The organism is Polyangiaceae bacterium (assembly GCA_020633205.1).
Taxonomy (GTDB): Bacteria; Myxococcota_A; Polyangia; order Polyangiales; family Polyangiaceae; genus JAHBVY01.
Window position 1 is genome coordinate 277,576 of the sequence record JACKEB010000019.1, and the last position, 18,078, is coordinate 295,653.

Sequence of the window (18,078 nt, forward strand, 5' to 3'; positions counted from 1 at the left end):
TGCGAGGAACTCCAGCTGATGTGGGCCTTCGTTCTGCGGCGCCTGCTCGGAGGCATCCCCATCATCTTGGGGGTAACGCTGATTACGTTCTTGCTGCTGAACGTCGTGGGTGGCGACCCCGCGCTGCAAATGGCGGGAAAGAACGCGACGGAGCAGGATCTGCAAACGATCCGCGCGGAATACGGACTCGATAAGCCGCTGATAGGGCAATACCTCGACTACCTGAAGCAGACGGTCACGTTTGACTTTGGAAAGAGCTTCAAGACCAAACAGCCCGTCTCGGAGATCATCAAGGAGCGAGCCGGACCGTCGCTCAGCCTCACCCTGCCAGCTCTGCTCGCAACGACGCTGCTCGCCATTGCTATCGGCCTCATCGCTGCGGCCTTTCGCCAGCGTGCGCTGGACCGGGGCCTGATGGCGCTGGCCGTCACCGGCATGAGCATCAGCTTCTTGGTCTACATCGTGGTGGGTCAGTACCTGCTCGCCTTCCAAATGCGCGCCTTCCAAATCCATGGCTACGACGCTGGCTGGAGCGAGCGCTGGCAATACCTCACGCTGCCGATCATCGTGTTGATCGTCGTCGGGCTTGGTTACGACACGCGCTTCTACCGCTCCGTGTTGGTGGAAGAGATCGGCCGCGACCACGTGACTACAGCGCTCGCCAAAGGCGCGGGACCAACCCGGGTGCTGACGCGCCATGTGCTCAGGAACGCGCTGATCCCCATCGTGACTCGGGTGATGATCTCATTGCCATTCTTGGTCACTGGGTCGCTTTTGCTGGAGAGCTTCTTCGGCATTCCTGGGCTTGGAGCCCAGCTCCTGGAGGCGATCGAGTCAGCAGACTTCCCGGTCATTCGCGCGCTCACCCTACTCATCTCCGTGCTGTTCGTGTTGACCACCATCTTGAACGACGTGCTCTACGCCGTCGTCGATCCACGGGTGAGGCTCGAGTGACGACCGCAGCAGTTACCACCGACTCCACGAACCCTGTGGTGCGTCGAATTCAGGACATCTGGCGGTCGCGGCCAAGCCTAAAGCTTCGCCGGGATCGTTTTGCGATGGTGTGCCTGGTCGTCATCAGCCTCTATATGCTGATCGCAGCGCTGGTCGCCCTCGGCGTGATTGGTGGCGACTTCGCGGATCGCGTCGGCACCAATTATCAGTCGCCAAACGGCGAAACCTGGAAGCATTGGCTCGGCACCGATCGTCAAGGCCGGAGCATCATCGTGCGCATGCTCTACTCCACCAAGGTGGCTTTCAACGTCGGCTTCGTTTCCGCGCTGATTGGCTCCGTGGTGGGGTCGCTGACCGGAGCTATCGCCGGCTACTTTGGCAAGACGACGGACACCGTCGTCGTATGGCTGTACTCAACGATTCAGTCGATACCCAACCTGCTGCTACTGATTGCGCTGAGCTACGCCGTCAGCCGGACCGATCTGGGTCGCGGCTTGATCGTCGTCTACATCGCGTTCGGAGCAACTTTCTGGGTCGGTCCTTGCCGCGTTGTGCGCGGTGAGGTGCTCAAGCTGCGCGAGAGCGACTACGTCCAGGCGGCGCGCGCCATGGGCTACTCCCACGCACGCATCCTGTTGCTCCACGTCCTCCCGAACACGTTGCACCTGGTGCTCGTGTACTTCGCGCTGCTGTTCGTTGCAGCGATCAAGAGCGAGGTCATCCTGAGCTACCTCGGGCTAGGCGTACAGGGTGAGCCAAGCTGGGGCGTGATGATCAATCAGAGCCGCGCCGAGCTGATCAATGGCTACTACTGGCAAATCGGCGCCGCCACGCTGGCGATGCTCGGTTTGGTGCTCTGCTTCAACGTATTCGCGGATGCGCTGCAAGACGCGCTGGACCCGAAGAGCCTATGAGCACCCTCTCGAAGGGCGGTGGCGAGAAGTTGCTCGAGGTCTCGCACCTCGAGACTTCGTTCTCCACGGAAACGGGCAAGCTCATCGCCGTCGACGACGTGAGCTTCGACATCCGCTCGGGTGAAGTCGTCGGGCTGGTGGGCGAGTCGGGTTGCGGAAAGACCGTCACCAGCAAGAGCATCTTGCGCCTGATCCCGAGCCCACCGGGAAAGATCAGCGGTGGACAGATCCTGTTCGGCGGCCGCGATCTCGTGAAGCTCTCTGAGCGCGAGATGCGCAAGGTGCGGGGCAACGACATCGCGATGATCTTCCAAGAGCCCATGACGGCGCTGAACCCGGTGATTCGTGTCGGCGACCAGGTTGCGGAAGCGCTGATCTTGCATCAGCCCCAGCTCAGCAAGCAGGAGCGTCGCGCGCGCGTGCTCGAGCTACTCAAGCAAGTCGGTATCCCCTCGCCGGATACCCGCATCGACGAGTACCCCCATCAGCTCTCCGGGGGCATGCGCCAGCGCGTGATGATCGCGATGGCCCTGGCGTGTAACCCGAAGCTCTTGATCGCTGACGAACCCACCACCGCCCTCGACGTGACGATTCAGGCCCAGGTGCTGCGCCTGATGCTCGACCTCCGAGAGCGCTTGGGCACAGCCATCTTGCTCATCACCCATGACCTCGGTGTGATCGCAGAGGTCTGCGATCGCGTCGTGGTGATGTACGCCGGGCGGGTCGTCGAACAAGCCAGCGTGGACGACCTCTTCCACAAGCCACGGCATCCCTACACCGCCGCGCTCTTGCGCTCGATTCCGAAGCGCGGCGCACGCACCACGCGCCGACTGGAGACCATCCCAGGCCTCGTCCCAGATCTGCGCAAGCTCCCCGGGGGCTGCCGCTTTCGTGATCGCTGCGCGCATCACTTGAGCCTGAGCGAAACGGAACAGGCGCGTTGCCGGGACGCAGAACCCGATCTGGAGGAAGCGGCTGGCACCAGTGTCCGCTGCTTCTTTCCGATACCCGCTCCCGACGCAGGCTCGCAGCCTCCCGTTTCCCCACGGCAGGAGGAAGCATGACGTTGCTCCGTGCGCGCCAAGTGGTGAAGCACTTCCCGAAGCGCGGTGGCTTTCTCGGCCGTGAAATCGCCCGCGTGCACGCCGTCAACGGCGTGGACCTGGAGGTCGAAAAGGGCGAGAGCTTCGGCTTGGTGGGTGAGTCAGGTTGCGGCAAGTCAACCCTGGGCAAGGTGCTGGTGCGCTTGCTCGAGCCCACGTCGGGTCAGATCGAATTCGATGGCAAGGACATCTCACGCCTCGACTATGCGGCGCTGCGCCCGTTCAAGCGGCGCATGCAGATCGTGTTTCAGGACCCTTACGCTTCGCTGAACCCGCGCATGACGGTGGAAGGCATGCTCGGCGAGGCGCTGAAGTTCCACCAAATCGTGCCCCCTGCGCAGGTCAGCGCTCGTATCGACGAACTGCTCGAGCGTTGCGGGCTACGTCGGGACATCCGCCGCAAGTACCCGCACGAGTTCTCCGGCGGGCAGCGTCAACGCCTGGGCATCGCTCGCGCGCTATCGGTCGAACCTGAGTTCGTACTGGCGGACGAACCCGTCTCCGCGCTGGACGTATCAGTGCAGGCCCAGCTCTTGAACTTGATGAGCGACCTCAAGGAATCCTTGGGGCTGACGTTCTTGTTCATCTCCCACGACTTGAAGGTGGTGCAGCACTTCTGTGATCGCGTCGCGGTCATGTACCTTGGCTTCATCGTCGAAGAACTCCCCGCGGAAAATCTCGATCGCGATGTACGCCATCCCTACTCCAAGGCGCTGCAGGGCGCGATCCCCATCGATGACCCGCGGGATCGCGGCAACGCTGAGGTCCTGCAAGGCGACGTGCCATCTCCCCTCGACATCCCCAAGGGCTGTGCCTTCGCGGGTCGCTGCCCGCTGGTGAACGATCGCTGCAAAGCGGAGCGTCCCGAGCTGATCCAAGTCGGCACCAGCGCGCGGCACCTGGTGGCTTGTCATGCGGTAGAAGAGGGCCGCGACTGACCTCACCCCCAAACCCATGTTCAGGTTCTTTTCTTGGGGGGGAGAGAATCGCTGAAGTGCACCCAAGCATCACTCGAGCGCAGTGTCGAAGCCTGCCATGGCCCGACTAGCGCTCTCCGTTCTCTGCCTGACGCTCCTACCCGCCAGCATTGGCTGCGGCCCCTCGAGCGCCGCCCCACAAGAGGAAGAACCCGACCAGCCTTATCCCGTCGCGCTCAAGTTGATGTGCGACGTGGATCAGCACGCCAAGCTCGACCCGGAGGAAGATCCCATCGGCATCGAAGGCGCGCGCCTCGACTGGATGCGGGATCACATCACGAACCCCGACGCCATCGAGCTGATCACCCTGATGCGCGTACGCTCGAACAGCGAAAAGTCGAAGATGCTGACGGAGCAAACGAACGCCGAGAAGGTCGCAGCCTGCCCGCTAGCAAAGAGCTGGGCGGCCGACCCCTCCTAGCAAGGCGACCGTACCTCCTTCAGCGAGCTCGGTTGACCGCCAAGGACGCCAAGGACGCCAAGATTTCGGGGAGTACAACGCAGCCCATCAATGTTCGGCGTCTAGGATCCGCACGAAAGTGGAAACCCTTGATCCTTGGCGCTCTTGGCGTCCTTGGCGGTTAAAACTCGACCACCAAAAGTGATCGGCGGGCAGCCTGAAGCGGGACGTTGCCGCCGGAGCTATAAATCCACACGGAAAGCGTAACCGTCGTGTTCGAAGCCTAGCTGTTCGTAGAAGGCGTGGGCGCGGGTGCGCTTGACGTTTGAGGAGAGGATGGCCTTGTAGCAGCCCTTCTCGCGGCACACGTCGAGGGCGAAGTGCATCATCGCCTGACCGATGCCTTCGCCGTGGCGCTCCGGGTCCACAGCAACGTCTTCGATCACCGCGGAGGGCGCAGCCATGTAGGCCAAGTTGTCCATGATCAGCAGAGCGAAGGTACCAACGACGACTTCGTTTGCGCAGGCGATGTAGACCGAGTAGTCGGGATAGCTCAACATCTTGGCAAAGACCCGCTCCGCCTCTGCAAGGGGCAGCGTCTTTCCGTCGTCAAGCTCTGGCTGAGCGTACAAGCGCAAGACCTCGGGCAAGTCGGATTTCGTTGCCTTGCGGCAATAAACTTCGACCTTGCCCGAGTGTGTCATGGCACCAGTAGCGCGCCTCAGTTCGCGTTCAGCTCGCGGCGCAGCAGCTCATTCACGAGCTTCGGGTTGGCTTTGCCCCCCGTCGCGCGCATCACCTGACCAACGAATGCGCCGATCAGGTTCTGGTTGCCTTCGCGGTAGCGCTTCACGTGATCCGGGTTGTCGGCGAGCACCTTCTTGATGACCGCCGTCAGCTCAGCCTCGTCGTCGATCTGGCCGCCACCGAGGCGCTCCACGATCGCCTTGGGTGAGTCGCCGGTTTTGACCAGCTCGGCGAATACGTCCTTCGCCAGGCGGCTGGAGAGCGTCCCCGCAGCCTGCAGCTCGACCAGCTCGATCAGCTCTGCAGGGCCGAACGGAGGCTCGCCGTCGTGCCCCTTGAGGTAGGAGGCGACGTCGTTCACCAGCCAGCGGGTGACAGCCTTCACGTCGCCGTCCAGGCCGTCCACACCGACCAGCAGCTTGCCGAGGCGTTCGTCGCCGCTGACCACGTTGGCCTCGTGAGGCGTGATGCCGTGCACCATCACGAGCATCTGTGCCGCAGCGTCGAGCTCGATCGGCTTCGGCGCCTGCGCAGCTTGGGCCGCCTTGGGCTGCGCACGACGACGCTCAGGAGCGGCCTGCTTGGGCTGCGTCTGCCTCGCCCAGCTGTCCTTGAGAGACACCGTGCGGTTGAAGATCAGCGCGTCCGACTTCGAGTCCAAATCCGCATAGAAAAAGCCTTGGCGCTCGAACTGAACGCGAGTGAGCCCTTCCTGCGCGGCTGCGGGCTCGAGCTTGCAGCCCTCGAGCACTTCTAGGCTCTTGGGATTCAGCGTGGTGATGAAGTCGACGCCCTCTTCCAGCGCGTCAGGCTCTGGCACACTGAACAGGCGATCGTAGAGGCGCACCTCGCAGTCGACGGCGTCTTCCGCACTCACCCAGTGGATGGTGCCCTTCACCTTCATCTGCTCGGCTTCTTCTGGTGTGTGAAGCTTCGCGATGACTTCAACCAGCTTCCCGCTCTCGTCGACGACGGGATACTCGCAGGTGATCACGTAGCCGTAGCGCAGCCGCACGGAAGCACCCGGCGCCAGGCGATGCCATTTCGGCGGGGGCTCTTCGGCGAAGTCATCCTGCTCGATCCAGATTTCCTTCGTGAGCGGGACCTTGCGTGAGCCGGGACGACCGACGTCCGGCGGGTAGTATGGCGCCTCGAGCTCCTCGCGCTTGCCCACCACCTCGTCGAAGTTCTTGAGGATCAGCTTGAGCGGCCGCAGCACGCACATCACGCGCGGCGAACGCTGGTTCAAGTCCTCGCGCAGCGTGTGCTCGAGCAGCTCGATCTCGACCAAGCTGTTGTTCTTGGCGACGCCCACGCGCTCGGCGAACGCGCGAATCGCCTCGGGGGTGTAGCCACGGCGCCGCAAGCCAGCGACGGTCGGCATGCGCGGGTCGTCCCAGCCGGCGACATGTTTCTCGTTCACCAGGCGCAGGAACTTGCGCTTGCTCATCACCATGTACGTGATGTTGAGGCGCGCAAACTCGGTTTGCTGAGGGTTCGCACCGGCGCCCTCAGGCAGCGCGTCCACGGCTTCGACGAACCAGTCGTACAGCGGACGGTTGTTCTCGAACTCCAAGGTGCAGATCGAGTGGGTCACGCCCTCGATGGCATCGGACAGACCGTGCGTGAAGTCGTACAGCGGGTAGATGCACCACTTGTCGCCCGTGCGGTAGTGATGCGCGTGCCGGATGCGGTAGATCGGCGGATCCCGGAGCTTCATGTTCGGGTGCGCCATGTCGATCTTCGCGCGCAGGGTGTACTTGCCGTCTTCGAACTCGCCCGCCCGCATGCGCCGGAACAAGTCGAGGTTCTCTTCCACGGTGGCGTCCCGGTTTGGGCTCGGGCGACCAGGCTCGCTGATGGTGCCCCGGTACTCGCGCACCTCATCTCCGTTCAGGCTGCACACATACGCTTTATCCGCACGGATTAGCTCTTCGGCAAAGTGGTACAACTTCTCGAAGTAGTCGGAGGCGAAGTAGAGGTGCTCCCCCCAGTCGAAGCCGAGCCAACGGATGTCCGCCTGGATGGACTCCACGAACTCCGGATCTTCAGTCGTGGGGTTCGTGTCGTCGAAGCGCAGGTGACAGCGACCACCATACTGCTTCGCCAAGCCGAAGTTCAGGCAGATGCTCTTGCTGTGCCCGATGTGCAGGTAGCCGTTGGGCTCTGGCGGGAAGCGGGTGACGACGCGGCCGTTGTACTTGCCGGTCTGGATGTCCCGCTCGATCTTCTCGCGGATGAAGTCCTTGCTCTCGACGTGGGTGAGGGTATGGGAGTCGTCGCTCATGGCCGAGCCGGCGTTATAGCTCGCCCCACCATAAAGAAAACCGCTCGCCGAGCTTCAGTGGCGGAGGTCGAACTCCCGGACGTGCTGGCGGTACTCCGGGTCGAAACCTTGACGACGCACTTCCTGGATTAATTCGCGAAAATCCCCGCGCTTCTTGTCGGCGGTGGTCGGCGTCTTGGGGGTCGGGATATCCATCACGAGCTTCGCCCCGTTGGTCTCTTTCCCCGTGTCCTCTGAGTAGAAGCTCGAGAGGACCAAGAGGCGCGTCCCGACGAAGAGGGCCTCTTCGAGGTCGTGGGTGACGAAGAAGATGGTCGTCTTCTGCTCCTCGAAGGTCTCGATGATGGTCAGCTGGAGGTCCTCCCGAGTGCCGGGGTCCAGGGCGCCGAACGGCTCATCCATCAACAGGATGGTGGGCTTCATGATCATCGCTTGAGCGATGGCCACGCGCTGCTGCATGCCGCCGGAAAGCTGATGCGGGTACTTGGCGGCGTGTTGATCGAGCTTCACCGTCTTCAGGTAGTGCATTGCCTGCTCTTGGTGCTGCTTGTGCTTCTGCTTGTACCAAGGCCAAGTGAGCCACTTCTGCAAGAGCCAGCTACCATCCAGCTCGAGCCCGAACATCACGTTCTGCAGCACCGTGAGGTGAGGAAACAGCGAGTAGCGCTGAAACACGATGCCGCGGTTGCGATCCGGGTGAATCACCTCTTGCCCCGCGGCGTGCACGGTGCCTTTCCACGGGGATTCACTACCAAGGATCAGCCGCAACAGCGTGGACTTGCCGCAGCCGCTGGGGCCCACCACCGTCAAGAACTGCGGCTCGGGCACCTTGAGCGAGATGTCGTTGAGCACCACTTGGTGCCCACCTTTGCTCGGGTAGCGCTGGTAGACCCGGGAGACATCCAACGTAAGCGCCGAAGCGTCGGTCTTCGTCTCAGCCATCAGTGGCCCCCTCGGTCGTGCGCCCAGGGGAAGCCCCAGCGGGAGATGCCTGCGATGATGTAGTCCATGACGACGCCGAGCAGCGCGATCCAGAGCACGTAAGGCAAGATCACGTTCATCGCGAGCTGTCGCTGCACAACGTAGATGCGATAGCCGAGGCCGCTATCCGCGCTGATCGCCTCAGAAGCGATGAGAAAAATCCACGCAGGGCCAATGGTGAGTCGGATCGAGTCGAGGATGCGCGGGAGGATCTGTGGGAAGATCACCTTGAACGCGACCTCGGTGGTGCTCGCTCCCAGGGTGTACGCCTTCACCACTGCGCTCTGAGGTACGCCTCTGCCAGCCAACGCGATGTCGTTCGTGAGTGTGGGGGCGATGCCGAGCGCGATGAGCACGATCTTCGAGCTCTCATCGACGCCCAGGAAGATGAAGATGATCGGCAACAGGGCCAGCGGTGGGACCTTGGCGAGCGCCGTCATCAGGGGTGCGAAGATCGCGCGCACATGGGAGAAGATCCCCATCAAGAGCCCGAGGCTGATCGCGATGCCGAGCCCGGCGCCCATGCCCTTGAACAAGCGCAACAGTGAGGCCTTGGTATCGACCCACAGCCAAACCTCGTCGGTGCGCTTGTTGGGTGTCGTGATCTCCTTCAGACCCTCCGTCAATTGATCGAGGCCCGGCATCAAGCGGTCCATGGGATTTTCCACATGGCGTTGATGGCTGTAGTACGCGTACAGCAGGCACAAGATCAGGATCGGAATGACCCCCAAGATCACCTGACGCACGCGGGGGAGAGGAGAACCAATCAGCTGCACCGCCCGCTTGCGCACGGGCGGCTCTGCAGGATCCTCGGCCTTCTCTGGCGGGGCCTCGTTAGTCATGAGCGTCAGACTTTGATGTAGCTCTTGTCGAACTTGAGCTGGCTCTTGGCGTCATGCCCGAAACCAATCTGGAAGCCCTCGTTCTTGATCAAGTCGTGATCGAAGGAGAACTTCTTCACCTTCTCCATCGTGCCCTTGATCTTCTCGCCCTCGAGGAAATCCGCCGTTTTGCTCTTGTCGGTGAAGAGGTCGGTGTCCTTGAGCATCTTCTCGAAATCTTCTACCGAGGAGCCGGCCCCCTTGGCCATGATGTCGATGGCGTCCTTGCGGGTCGCCTCCGCCGCGAAGTACGCCATCGCGTCGAACCACGCCTCGGTGAGCGCCGGTCCGAGGCCGGGGTTCGCCTTGAGCGCGTCTTCGTTCATCACGAGGAAGTCCATGATCTCGTCAGGGATGTCCTTGCTCGAAAACACCACCTTGCCCTTGCCCTGCTCCACAGCCTGGAACAGGTGCGGGTTCCACGTCGCCACGGCCTCGACGCTCTTATCCGTGAGGAAAGCCTTGCCCGCATCGTCGCCTGGGATGTTCTTGATCTTGACGTCCTTCTCCTTGAGTCCGACGGACTCGAGAGCGCGGTTCAGGAGGTAGTGGCTGACGCTGAACTCCTCGAGCAGCACGGTCTTGCCCTTGAGGCCCTTCAGATCCGTGCCTTCACGCACCAGGACGCCGTCACCACCGTTGCTGCGGTCGTTGATCAGAATCGCAACGCTGGGCACGCCGTTCGACGCGGGCTGCAGTGACTCCATGGAAGTCATGGCGCAGCCGTCGAGCTTCTTGGCTGCAAACGCCTGGACCGAGTCCATGTAGCCCTTGAACTCGACGAGCTTGATCTTGACCTTGTGCTCCTCCGCACGCTTCTGCAGGAAGCCTTTCTCCTGCATCAGCTTGAACGGCATCCAACCAGTCCACACCGACCAACCGATCTGGAACTCCTTGTTGGTGTCCCCACCTCCGGCAGCGGTTGGCGCGGAGCTCGGGCTGCCACTCGCAGCGCCGGTCGGCGCCTTCTTGTCGTCGCAGGCAGGCAGCAGGCCGAGGCTCGCACCTCCGAGCAGTAGTAGTCTCAAGAAGTCACGGCGTGCGGTGTGATTCATGCGTCTCCCCTATGCGTTGCGCGCCCGAGGGCGCGAGCGGTTCGGGACGAGCACTCATGCCGGCCGGCCGAAACGCGGGGGAAACACTCTCCCAACCGCGCGACGCTGTCAACGCGACGCACTGCGACGAGAGGGCAAACTGCGAGGAAACGCGACCCGCCCGCTCTTTCCACGCAAACAATGCCGGAGCGAGTCGGGCCGTCAGTTCGAGCCGCCCGCGACTGACCGCGGACGGCTCGACTCCACTATCGAAGCTCGCTCGATTTCTTGTTCAAGAGCCGGCGCGCGACGACCAGCATCTGGATTTGCTGAGTGCCCTCGAAGATATCGAGGATCTTCGAGTCACGCGCCCACTTCTCCAGGAGCTCCGTCTCGCTGTAGCCCGCGCCACCGCACAGCTCCACGCAGCGCAGCGTCACGTCAGTCGCCATGCGCCCTGCTTTGGCCTTGGCCATGGAAGCTTGCATGCTGTTGGGGATGCCGTTGTCCGCCATCCACGCTGCGCGCAGGGTGAGCAGCCGCGCGGCCTCCCATTCTGCTTCCATGCGGCAAAGCTCTGCCTCGGCTGCGCTACGCGACCAAATGGAGCCGCGGTAGGTCTGCTTGATGCCTTCTTGCTTCAGGATGTCGCGGGTCAGCTCCAGCGCGGCGCGCGCCACACCGATCGCCATGCCCGCCACCACCGGTCGCGTGTTGTCGAAGGTCTGCATGACCCCGGCAAAGCTCTTCTGGGTGTCGATCTCCGGGCTCCCCAGGATGTTCTCGAAGGGGATGCGGCAATCCGTGAAGGCGATGGTCGCGGTGTCTGAGGCGCGAATACCGAGCTTGTGCTCCAGGCGCAGCACCTGCATGCCCGGCGTGCCCTTGGGCACGATGAACGACTTGATCGCCGCGCGCCCGAGGCTCGCATCTAGCGTCGCCCAAACAACGACGCTGTCACAGCGTTCCCCTGCGGTAACGAAGATCTTCTCGCCGTTTAGCACCCACTCGTCACCGTCACGCACCGCCGTCGTGCGGATCGCGCCAGAGTCGGAGCCAGCTCCAGGCTCCGTGATCGCCATCGCAGCCCAGGTGCCGTTGAACTTGGCTTTCTGCTCTGGGGTGGCAACCGCCGCGATAGCGGAGTTGCCCAATCCCTGACGCGGGATCGACAGCGCCAGGCCAACGTCGCCCCAGCAGAGCTCGGTGAGACCAAGCACCGTCGCCATATTGGCGCCGTTTTTGACCCCAGCATCGCCGGTTTGCTTACGCGAGAGTTCGCCGGCGCCGGCACCCACACCTCCTGCGGAGTTCATGCCGTCCATCGCCGCAGCGAGCAGATCGAGCTCCTTGGGGTAAGCATGCTCCGCCAGGTCGTACTTGCGAGAGATCGGGCGAAACACGAAGTTTGCCACCTGGGTGGCTTGTTCGACGAGAGGCTTCAGCTTCTTCGGTACTTCTAGGTTCAACATCTCAGAGCCTCCTCACACGTAGAGTGCGCCCTCGAGCACACCGATGCCTCGAAGCTGCCGATACCAAAGCTCGACCGGGTGCTCCTTGACGAAACCGTGACCACCCAGGAGCTGCACACCGTCGCTGCCGATCTTCATGCCCTTTTCGCTCGCCTGGAGTCGAGCCAGATAAGCCTCGCGAGTAAAGCTCAAGCCATTTTCCGCGCGGCTAGCGGCGCGTTGCATCAAGAGCCGCATACCGTCGAGTTCGAGCGCCATGTCGGCGATCAAGAACGCAACGGACTGACGATTCGTGATCGGCTCGCCGAAGGCAAAGCGCTCATTGCAGTAAGGGATCACGTAGTCGAGCACCGATTGACCGCAGCCCACCGCCATCGCGGACCAGCCGATGCGCGCGCGATCGATCACCTCGGAGTAGCGGAACGCGACCTGGTCTCCGCCGATCCGCGCCTCACGTGACACGCGCACGTCTTTTAGCTCGAGCCGCGCCAGGTCTGCAGCGCGAAGCCCCATGCAGTGGTCCTCGAAGATCTCGAGGCCCTTCGCATCGCGCTCGACGATGAACAGCTCCGGTTCCCCAGAGTCGCTGAGCGCCGCAACCAGGAACAACTCAGCCCGACTTCCAAGCGGCACCAGCGTCTTCACGCCATTGAGCACGTAGCCGCCGTCAGTGCGCTGCGCACGGGTACGCAGGCGATACGCATCGAACAGCGGTGTCGGCTCACTCACAGCGAGCGCTGAGCCAACGAAGCCAGCCTCGGCCAGTGGCGAGAGGTACTTAGACTGCTGGGCCGCTGTGCCGAAGTCGACCAACAGGTTCACGACCGCAAGCGGCGCGAGCACCGCGAGCGCGATCCCCATATCACCGTACGCCAGGTCTTCCATCACCAGGGCGTTGGAGACCGGCGAGCGTTCCGTGCCGGCGCCGCCGAGACTCTCCGGCAACGCCATCAATGTCAGACCGAGATCCATGGACTCATCGAGCAGTTCCTGAGGCGTGCTGCACTTGTCATCGGAGGAGCGCGCTGCGGGGCGCATCACGTCCTCTGCGAAACGACGCAGCGTGTCCCGCGTCATCTGCTGCTCGTCCGTGATGTTCAGATCGAACAACGCCGGCTTGCTCGCCGGGCGGTCGAGGCGCGACGGCTGCACCAGCTTCAACACTGGCTTGAAGCGCTGCCCGGCATTCTGTGCCGCACGGAAACCTACCCGCGCTCCGTTCTCCACCAGACGCGTCGCCTGGGGCCGCAAGCCCCAGCGGTCGATCCACTCGGCTCCACCGAGCTCTCCAAGGAAACGCAATCCGCGCCCCATGGCCATACTTGCAACGTTCTTCATGATCTTCTCCTGCGGTGGGCGCCCGAGCCCCGGGTCGCCCCCGACTTCACGCAGTCTAGTTACTGCGACTGATGGGTGTATACATCATGTATACATGCCGAGCCAGGACATTCAGCCCACGGGCCGGTCGCTCGAAAAACACACCTAGTTTCCACAGCTTACCACTCGCGCTTTGGACCTAGCCTGCACGGGTCAGGCGGCACCCACGAGTTTTTGAGCACTTACGAAGCCGCCGCTCGGTCTGCAGACTGGTCCACGCCAATAGCCACGCAGAAACGAGAGAGGCGACCCATGCAGTTCGTTTTCCCGACGCCGCAAGAAGCCGAGCCTGGTATCCGCGCCCTGAAGACCGTGCTCGAGAGCGACGGCCGCTTGTCGATCGTCGAGCGCCAGCTCCTCGAGGCAGGCAAGCGCAACATCCTCAAGCAGGACTTCGACTTGGACGCACTCAAGCCGATCACGCCGGAGGCTCTCCGCACGGCAATCGAGCGCCCGGAGATCCGAAGACAGCTCGTCACGGCGATGGTGGTCGCGAGCCTAGCGAGCGGGGAAGCCAACGAGCACCAGCTGAAGGCCGTCGAAGACTTCGCGCAGGCGCTCGCGGTCGATCTTCACGAGATCGAGCAGCTGCGCAAGTACGTGAAACACGAGTACGCGCTCCTGCGTCTAGACGTGCTGCGGCATATGTACATCGGCGACAGCATCGGGCAGCTGTACGAGCAGCAAGGGGCCATCGGCATCCTGAAAACCCTTGGCACCTTGCGAGGCGCGCTCGAGAACAAGGAAACCGCAGCCAAGTATCAGGCCTTCGAGAAGCTCCCCAAGGGCACCCTTGGACGCGAGTACTTCGACCACTGTCGGGAGCGCGGCTTCGCACTGCCGGGCGAGCGCTACTCCGCACCAGAGATGATCTTGCCCCACGACCTCTCGCACATCCTGGGCGACTACGACACGGATCCCAAGGGCGAGCTGCAGGTGGCGGCATTCACCGCCGGTTACCGCAAGGAACAGACCGCCAGCATCCTGGTGTTCGTGCTCTGCCAGTTCGACCTCGGCATCCGCATGGTGCCCCAAGCTCAGCCTGAAGTCGGCGAGCTAGACATCGACGCCTTTCTCAAGGCATTTCTGCGCGGAACTCAGTGCAACACGGACTTCTTCGACCACTGGGATCACTGGGCCGTCATCGACCGCCCCGTGGCAGAGCTTCGCGAGGAGTACAACATTCTGCCGAAGGCTTGAGCGTTCGAAGCCTTTCGCAGGTTTCCCGCGGCTATCCGCCGTGGGTTCTTGCTTGCTTGGGGGAGAGGTGCACCGCACAGCCCGAATCAGGGCGAACACGTGCCGCACAGCCGTGGAAGCAACCGCGATCATTCCGCACGGCACTCAATTCAGTAGGCACGACTGGAGTCGCTCGCGCACCTTCGATAACCTCGCCCCATGTTGAAGCAGCGCTGGGGCCTAATGGGATTGATGCTCGTCGCTTGCGGGGGAGCACCACCCGCTGAGGCGCCACCGTCGGAACCCCTGCCTGTAGAAGCACCGCCAGCTACCCCTGAATCCGCAGCTGCCGAAACCGCTGAAGCGCCCCCACCAGAGGGGCCCACAGCAGAGCCAGCGAGCAGTGAAGCCCCCAAGTTCGACACTCAGATCCGTTTGGGCGCCGTGACCGTGGTCGGCGACACCAACAAGGATGCAATCACTGAGGCCATCAAGAGCCATCTCAGCGAGGTCGACAGCTGCTACCAGTCCGCCTTGAGCGCCAACCCGAACCTGAGCGGGCGCATCACGCTCAAGGTAGACGTCCCGGCTAGCGGTGCCCCCTTCTTGATCGCTGGTCCGCAGAGCGACATCGAGGACGATAGCCTGATTGAGTGCGTGTCTCAGGCGGTGCTCGAGATGCCTCTCGTCGAGCATGCACCCGGCTCCAAGCTGAGCATCCCGATCGTGCTGATGAAGTAGCTAGCAGCGGGCAAGGGCTGCGATGAAGCGCTCTCCGAACGCCGTCTGCGCCTGATCGTAGCCTTTCGATTCCTCGAGGAACTGTTCGGCGCCGCCGAGGGAGTCCTCGAGGTAGCGCTTGCCCTGACGCCCCCACTCGCGCTCCACCCAGCGGCGGTAGAAGTAGGCTTCGCGATCGTGGTTGCGCTGCGCGGCGCTCGCCAGATCGCTACCGGACCCCAGCGCCACCACCCGCTGGTGTACGTGCGCAGCGAGGTCATCCAATCCCTCCCCGCTCGTACAACTGGTGCGGAAGATCTCCACCCGGTCCCCGTCGAACGGCCGCGCGAGCTGCAGGCTGGCCTTCAGCGAGTGGTAAGCCTTGCGCGCGGCCTGCTTTGCGTCGCTCTTGTTGAGGATCACCGTGTCAGGGATCTCCATCACCCCGGCCTTGAGGAACTGGACCTCGTCGCCGCCAAGGGGCGTCATCACGAGGTACACGCGATCCGCCAGGAAACGAATATCTACCTCGCTCTGCCCTACCCCAACCGTCTCCACGAAGATGCAGTCGTAGAGGTGCATGAGCAAGCGACACACGTCGAAGCTCGCGGGGCTGAGGCCACCGAGCTGGGTCTGGGAGGCCTGAGAGCGGAAATAGAAGCGTCCCTCCCGGCTATCCACCCTCACCCGCGTGCGATCCCCGAGCAACGCACCGCCCGATATATGGCTCGACGGATCCACCGCCAACACCGCAACCCGGAGCTCCGGGTCCGACGCCAAGAGGCGCCGCGCAAGCTCGCCAAGCAGCGTGCTCTTTCCGGCGCCTGGTGTGCCGGTGATCCCAATGAAGACACCGCGCTTGCGATGCTCCGCTGCGAGCAGCTCACTCAGCACCTGAGCTCGCCGCTCGCGCGCCGCCGGACGCTGATCTTCAAACTCGCTCACCAGCATGGACACGCCCAAGCGGTCCAGACGGGTGAGCAAGTCGGTGGGACTTTGAGACCTCAAGCGTTGTCTCTCACTCGGCCGCGGCAGCCGGGCTCTCGATCAGGCTGAAGATGCGCTCCATGATGTCGATCAGCTCGTAGTCCTTGGGCGTGAACACCGCGCGGATGCCGATCTGAGCGAGCCGCTCGAAGTCCCCCTGCGGGATGATCCCGCCGAAGATCACCTGGATGCGCTCCCGCGCGCCCGCTTCATCGAGTAACTTCATCAACTGCTCCGCAAGCTCGACGTGTGAGCCGCTGAGCACCGAAGCGCCGATCACATCGGCGCTCTCCTCGATGGCGCTGGTCACGATCTCATCCGGGCGCAGACGGATCCCGGAGTAGACCACGTCGAACCCGACATGCCGCGCGGAAACTGCGATCATCTCAGCGCCGTTCGAGTGCCCATCGAGGCCCGGCTTGCCGACGACGATGCGGGGACGACGACCGCGCTCATCGGTGAAGCGCTGGATGCGCTTGCGCAACGCCTCGACGCGCTCACCCTCGAGTCCGAGGCGCTGGCCTTCGATGCCGGTCACCGGACGGTACTCACCGAACACTTCACGCAAGGCGCCTGCCCATTCGCCGGTCGTCACGCGAGCCAAGGCGCACTCGACACTGGCTTCCATCATGTTGGCTCCGCTCTTTGCCGCCGCCTTGAGGCTCAAGAGCGCTGCCTTCGCGCGCTCAGCGTCACGCTTGCCGCGCACCGCCTTCAGCGCCTCGAGGGTCTCCTTCACACTCTCGCCGTCGATCTTGAACAGACCGCCATCGTCACCGCTGACCAGTGGAGACTCGATGCCCTCTTGCCACTTGTTGACGCCAACGACCGTGATCTCATTCTTCGCGATCCGCGACACACGCTCCGCCATCGAGCGCACCAAGGAGGTCTTCATGTAACCGCTCTCGATGGCCGAGCGCACACCGCCCATGCCGTCGATCTTCTCGATCTCCGCGCGCGCCAGGGCCTTCAGGTCCTCCACCTTGCTCTGGACCACGGGGCTGCCATCGAACAGATCAGGGTACTCGAGCAAGTCCGTCTCGTAGGCCAGGATCTGCTGGAGCCGCAGCGACCACTGCTGGTCCCAGGGTCTCGGCAGGCTCAGGGCCTCGTTCCAGGCGGGCAGCTGGAGCGCACGGCAGCGCGCGTTGCGGCTCAAGGTCACACCCAGTGTTTCCAGGAGGATACGCCAGGCGTTGTTTTCGGGTTGGTTCTCTGTGAGCCCGAGCGAGTTGACCTGCACGCCATAGCGAAAGCGTCGGAACTTGGGGTTCTTCACCCCATAGCGTTGCTCGGTGATCTCATCCCAGAGCTCGCCGAACGCGCGCATCTTGCACATCTCTTCGATGAAGCGGATGCCTGAGTTGACGAAGAAGCTGATACGCCCGGTAGCGCGCTCGAACTGTTCGTGGCTGAAGTGACCACGCTGCTTCAGCGAATCGAGGATGCCGATGGCCGTGGAGAGAGCAAACGCCAGCTCCTGCGCGGGAGTCGCTCCTGCCTCTTGCAGGTGATACGAGCAGACGTTCGAGGCGTTCCAGTTGGGGATCCGCTCGAGGCAGTACTCGTACATCTCGGAGATGATGCGCAAGCTCTGTTCCGGGGGGAAAATGTAGGTGCCTCGCGCCAGATACTCCTTGATGATGTCGTTCTGGGTGGTGCCCATCAACTTGGCTTCGTCTTCACCTCGCTCACGCGCCAGGGCGACGTACAGCGCCAGCAGCCACATCGAAGTGCCGTTGATGGTCATCGACGTATTCATCTGCTCGAGGGGGATCCCTTCGAAGAGCAGATGAAAATCATCCAGCGAGTTGATCGGCACGCCGACCTTGCCCACTTCGGGCAAGGCGATCGGGTCGTCGGAGTCGTAGCCGCACTGCGTGGGCAGGTCGAACGCGATGGAGAGGCCCGTCTGGCCTTTCTCGAGATTGCTCCGATACAGCTCGTTCGAGGCGCGGGCGCTGGTGTGCCCAGCATAGGTTCGGAAGATCCACGGGCGATCCCGAGTGGCTTCGCCGTCTTGATCCGTCAGCTGATGCAGCTTCTTCTCCGCCATGATTGCCTC

General features: G+C 62.8%; 16 protein-coding genes. 7 read left to right on the forward strand and 9 right to left on the reverse strand.

Annotated elements, in window-relative coordinates; genetic code table 11:
* Positions 1–18 precede the first annotated feature (18 nt).
* The 5 genes from H6718_30880 (at position 19) to H6718_30900 (ending at position 4,369) form a co-directional block, all read left to right on the forward strand.
* Entirely contained in the window at positions 19–954 is a 936-nt protein-coding gene (locus H6718_30880; GenBank protein MCB9589860.1) for an ABC transporter permease, read from the forward strand.
* A complete protein-coding gene (locus tag H6718_30885) occupies positions 951–1,868 on the forward strand; it encodes an ABC transporter permease (protein ID MCB9589861.1) in 918 nt (305 codons plus the stop codon). Before H6718_30880 ends, H6718_30885 begins: the two co-directional genes overlap by 4 nt.
* Positions 1,865–2,932 (forward strand): ABC transporter ATP-binding protein, encoded by a 1,068-nt coding sequence (locus H6718_30890; GenBank protein ID MCB9589862.1) that lies wholly within the window; start codon positions 1,865–1,867, stop codon positions 2,930–2,932. Before H6718_30885 ends, H6718_30890 begins: the two co-directional genes overlap by 4 nt.
* Positions 2,929–3,909, forward strand: a complete 981-nt coding sequence (locus H6718_30895; protein ID MCB9589863.1) for an ATP-binding cassette domain-containing protein — start codon at positions 2,929–2,931, stop codon at positions 3,907–3,909. The genes H6718_30890 and H6718_30895 overlap by 4 nt, the downstream gene beginning before the upstream one ends.
* 97 nt (positions 3,910–4,006) lie before the next feature.
* Positions 4,007–4,369 carry a hypothetical protein gene (locus H6718_30900; GenBank protein MCB9589864.1) on the forward strand — a complete coding sequence of 121 codons (363 nt, stop codon included), beginning with the start codon at positions 4,007–4,009 and terminating at the stop codon, positions 4,367–4,369.
* Between the two features lie 221 nt (positions 4,370–4,590).
* On the opposite strand, the gene H6718_30905 is transcribed toward H6718_30900, so the two are convergent.
* From H6718_30905 to H6718_30935, 7 genes are all read right to left on the reverse strand, one after another.
* Positions 4,591–5,052, reverse strand: a complete 462-nt coding sequence (locus H6718_30905; protein MCB9589865.1) for a GNAT family N-acetyltransferase — start codon at positions 5,050–5,052, stop codon at positions 4,591–4,593.
* A 17-nt stretch (positions 5,053–5,069) separates the two neighbouring features.
* Complete coding sequence (locus H6718_30910; protein MCB9589866.1) at positions 5,070–7,382, reverse strand: glutamine--tRNA ligase/YqeY domain fusion protein; 2,313 nt, start codon at positions 7,380–7,382, stop codon at positions 5,070–5,072.
* Between the two features lie 54 nt (positions 7,383–7,436).
* Positions 7,437–8,324, reverse strand: coding sequence for an ABC transporter ATP-binding protein (locus H6718_30915; protein ID MCB9589867.1), 888 nt, complete (start codon positions 8,322–8,324; stop codon positions 7,437–7,439).
* On the reverse strand, positions 8,324–9,205 hold the full coding sequence (locus tag H6718_30920) for an ABC transporter permease (protein ID MCB9589868.1): 882 nt from the start codon (positions 9,203–9,205) through the stop codon (positions 8,324–8,326). Before H6718_30920 ends, H6718_30915 begins: the two co-directional genes overlap by 1 nt.
* Positions 9,206–9,210: 5 nt before the next feature.
* A complete protein-coding gene (locus tag H6718_30925) occupies positions 9,211–10,299 on the reverse strand; it encodes an ABC transporter substrate-binding protein (protein ID MCB9589869.1) in 1,089 nt (362 codons plus the stop codon).
* 245 nt (positions 10,300–10,544) lie between these two features.
* Positions 10,545–11,747 (reverse strand): acyl-CoA dehydrogenase family protein, encoded by a 1,203-nt coding sequence (locus H6718_30930; protein MCB9589870.1) that lies wholly within the window; start codon positions 11,745–11,747, stop codon positions 10,545–10,547.
* Positions 11,748–11,762: 15 nt separating this feature from the next.
* On the reverse strand, positions 11,763–13,064 hold the full coding sequence (locus H6718_30935) for an acyl-CoA dehydrogenase family protein (protein ID MCB9589871.1): 1,302 nt from the start codon (positions 13,062–13,064) through the stop codon (positions 11,763–11,765).
* 315 nt (positions 13,065–13,379) lie between these two features.
* Here H6718_30935 and H6718_30940 point away from each other — a divergent pair, with 315 nt between their 5' ends.
* Both H6718_30940 and H6718_30945 read left to right on the forward strand, forming a co-directional pair.
* The gene (locus H6718_30940) at positions 13,380–14,327 is read left to right on the forward strand and encodes a hypothetical protein (GenBank protein ID MCB9589872.1); all 948 of its coding nucleotides are present in this window, start codon (positions 13,380–13,382) and stop codon (positions 14,325–14,327) included.
* Between the two features lie 198 nt (positions 14,328–14,525).
* Positions 14,526–15,047 (forward strand): AgmX/PglI C-terminal domain-containing protein, encoded by a 522-nt coding sequence (locus tag H6718_30945; GenBank protein ID MCB9589873.1) that lies wholly within the window; start codon positions 14,526–14,528, stop codon positions 15,045–15,047.
* Here H6718_30945 and H6718_30950 read toward each other — a convergent pair whose 3' ends face one another.
* A complete protein-coding gene (locus H6718_30950; GenBank protein MCB9589874.1) occupies positions 15,048–16,034 on the reverse strand; it encodes a protein kinase in 987 nt (328 codons plus the stop codon).
* 10 nt (positions 16,035–16,044) lie between these two features.
* Positions 16,045–18,069 carry a protein meaA gene (locus tag H6718_30955; GenBank protein ID MCB9589875.1) on the reverse strand — a complete coding sequence of 675 codons (2,025 nt, stop codon included), beginning with the start codon at positions 18,067–18,069 and terminating at the stop codon, positions 16,045–16,047.
* Between the last annotated feature and the right edge of the window lie 9 nt (positions 18,070–18,078).

Excerpts from the sequence above, each read along its gene's own strand:
- H6718_30900 (MCB9589864.1), top strand. The coding sequence starts at position 4,007 with ATGGCCCGACTAGCGCTCTCCGTTCTCTGCCTGACGCTCCTACCCGCC.
- H6718_30895 (MCB9589863.1), top strand. The coding sequence starts at position 2,929 with ATGACGTTGCTCCGTGCGCGCCAAGTGGTGAAGCACTTCCCGAAGCGC.
- H6718_30940 (MCB9589872.1), top strand. The coding sequence starts at position 13,380 with ATGCAGTTCGTTTTCCCGACGCCGCAAGAAGCCGAGCCTGGTATCCGC.
- H6718_30925 (MCB9589869.1), bottom strand. The coding sequence starts at position 10,299 with ATGAATCACACCGCACGCCGTGACTTCTTGAGACTACTACTGCTCGGA.
- H6718_30935 (MCB9589871.1), bottom strand. The coding sequence starts at position 13,064 with ATGGGGCGCGGATTGCGTTTCCTTGGAGAGCTCGGTGGAGCCGAGTGG.
- H6718_30920 (MCB9589868.1), bottom strand. The coding sequence starts at position 9,205 with ATGACTAACGAGGCCCCGCCAGAGAAGGCCGAGGATCCTGCAGAGCCG.
- H6718_30890 (MCB9589862.1), top strand. The coding sequence starts at position 1,865 with ATGAGCACCCTCTCGAAGGGCGGTGGCGAGAAGTTGCTCGAGGTCTCG.
- H6718_30915 (MCB9589867.1), bottom strand. The coding sequence starts at position 8,324 with ATGGCTGAGACGAAGACCGACGCTTCGGCGCTTACGTTGGATGTCTCC.
- H6718_30905 (MCB9589865.1), bottom strand. The coding sequence starts at position 5,052 with ATGACACACTCGGGCAAGGTCGAAGTTTATTGCCGCAAGGCAACGAAA.
- H6718_30880 (MCB9589860.1), top strand. The coding sequence starts at position 19 with ATGTGGGCCTTCGTTCTGCGGCGCCTGCTCGGAGGCATCCCCATCATC.
- H6718_30955 (MCB9589875.1), bottom strand. The coding sequence starts at position 18,069 with ATGGCGGAGAAGAAGCTGCATCAGCTGACGGATCAAGACGGCGAAGCC.
- H6718_30910 (MCB9589866.1), bottom strand. The coding sequence starts at position 7,382 with ATGAGCGACGACTCCCATACCCTCACCCACGTCGAGAGCAAGGACTTC.
- H6718_30945 (MCB9589873.1), top strand. The coding sequence starts at position 14,526 with ATGTTGAAGCAGCGCTGGGGCCTAATGGGATTGATGCTCGTCGCTTGC.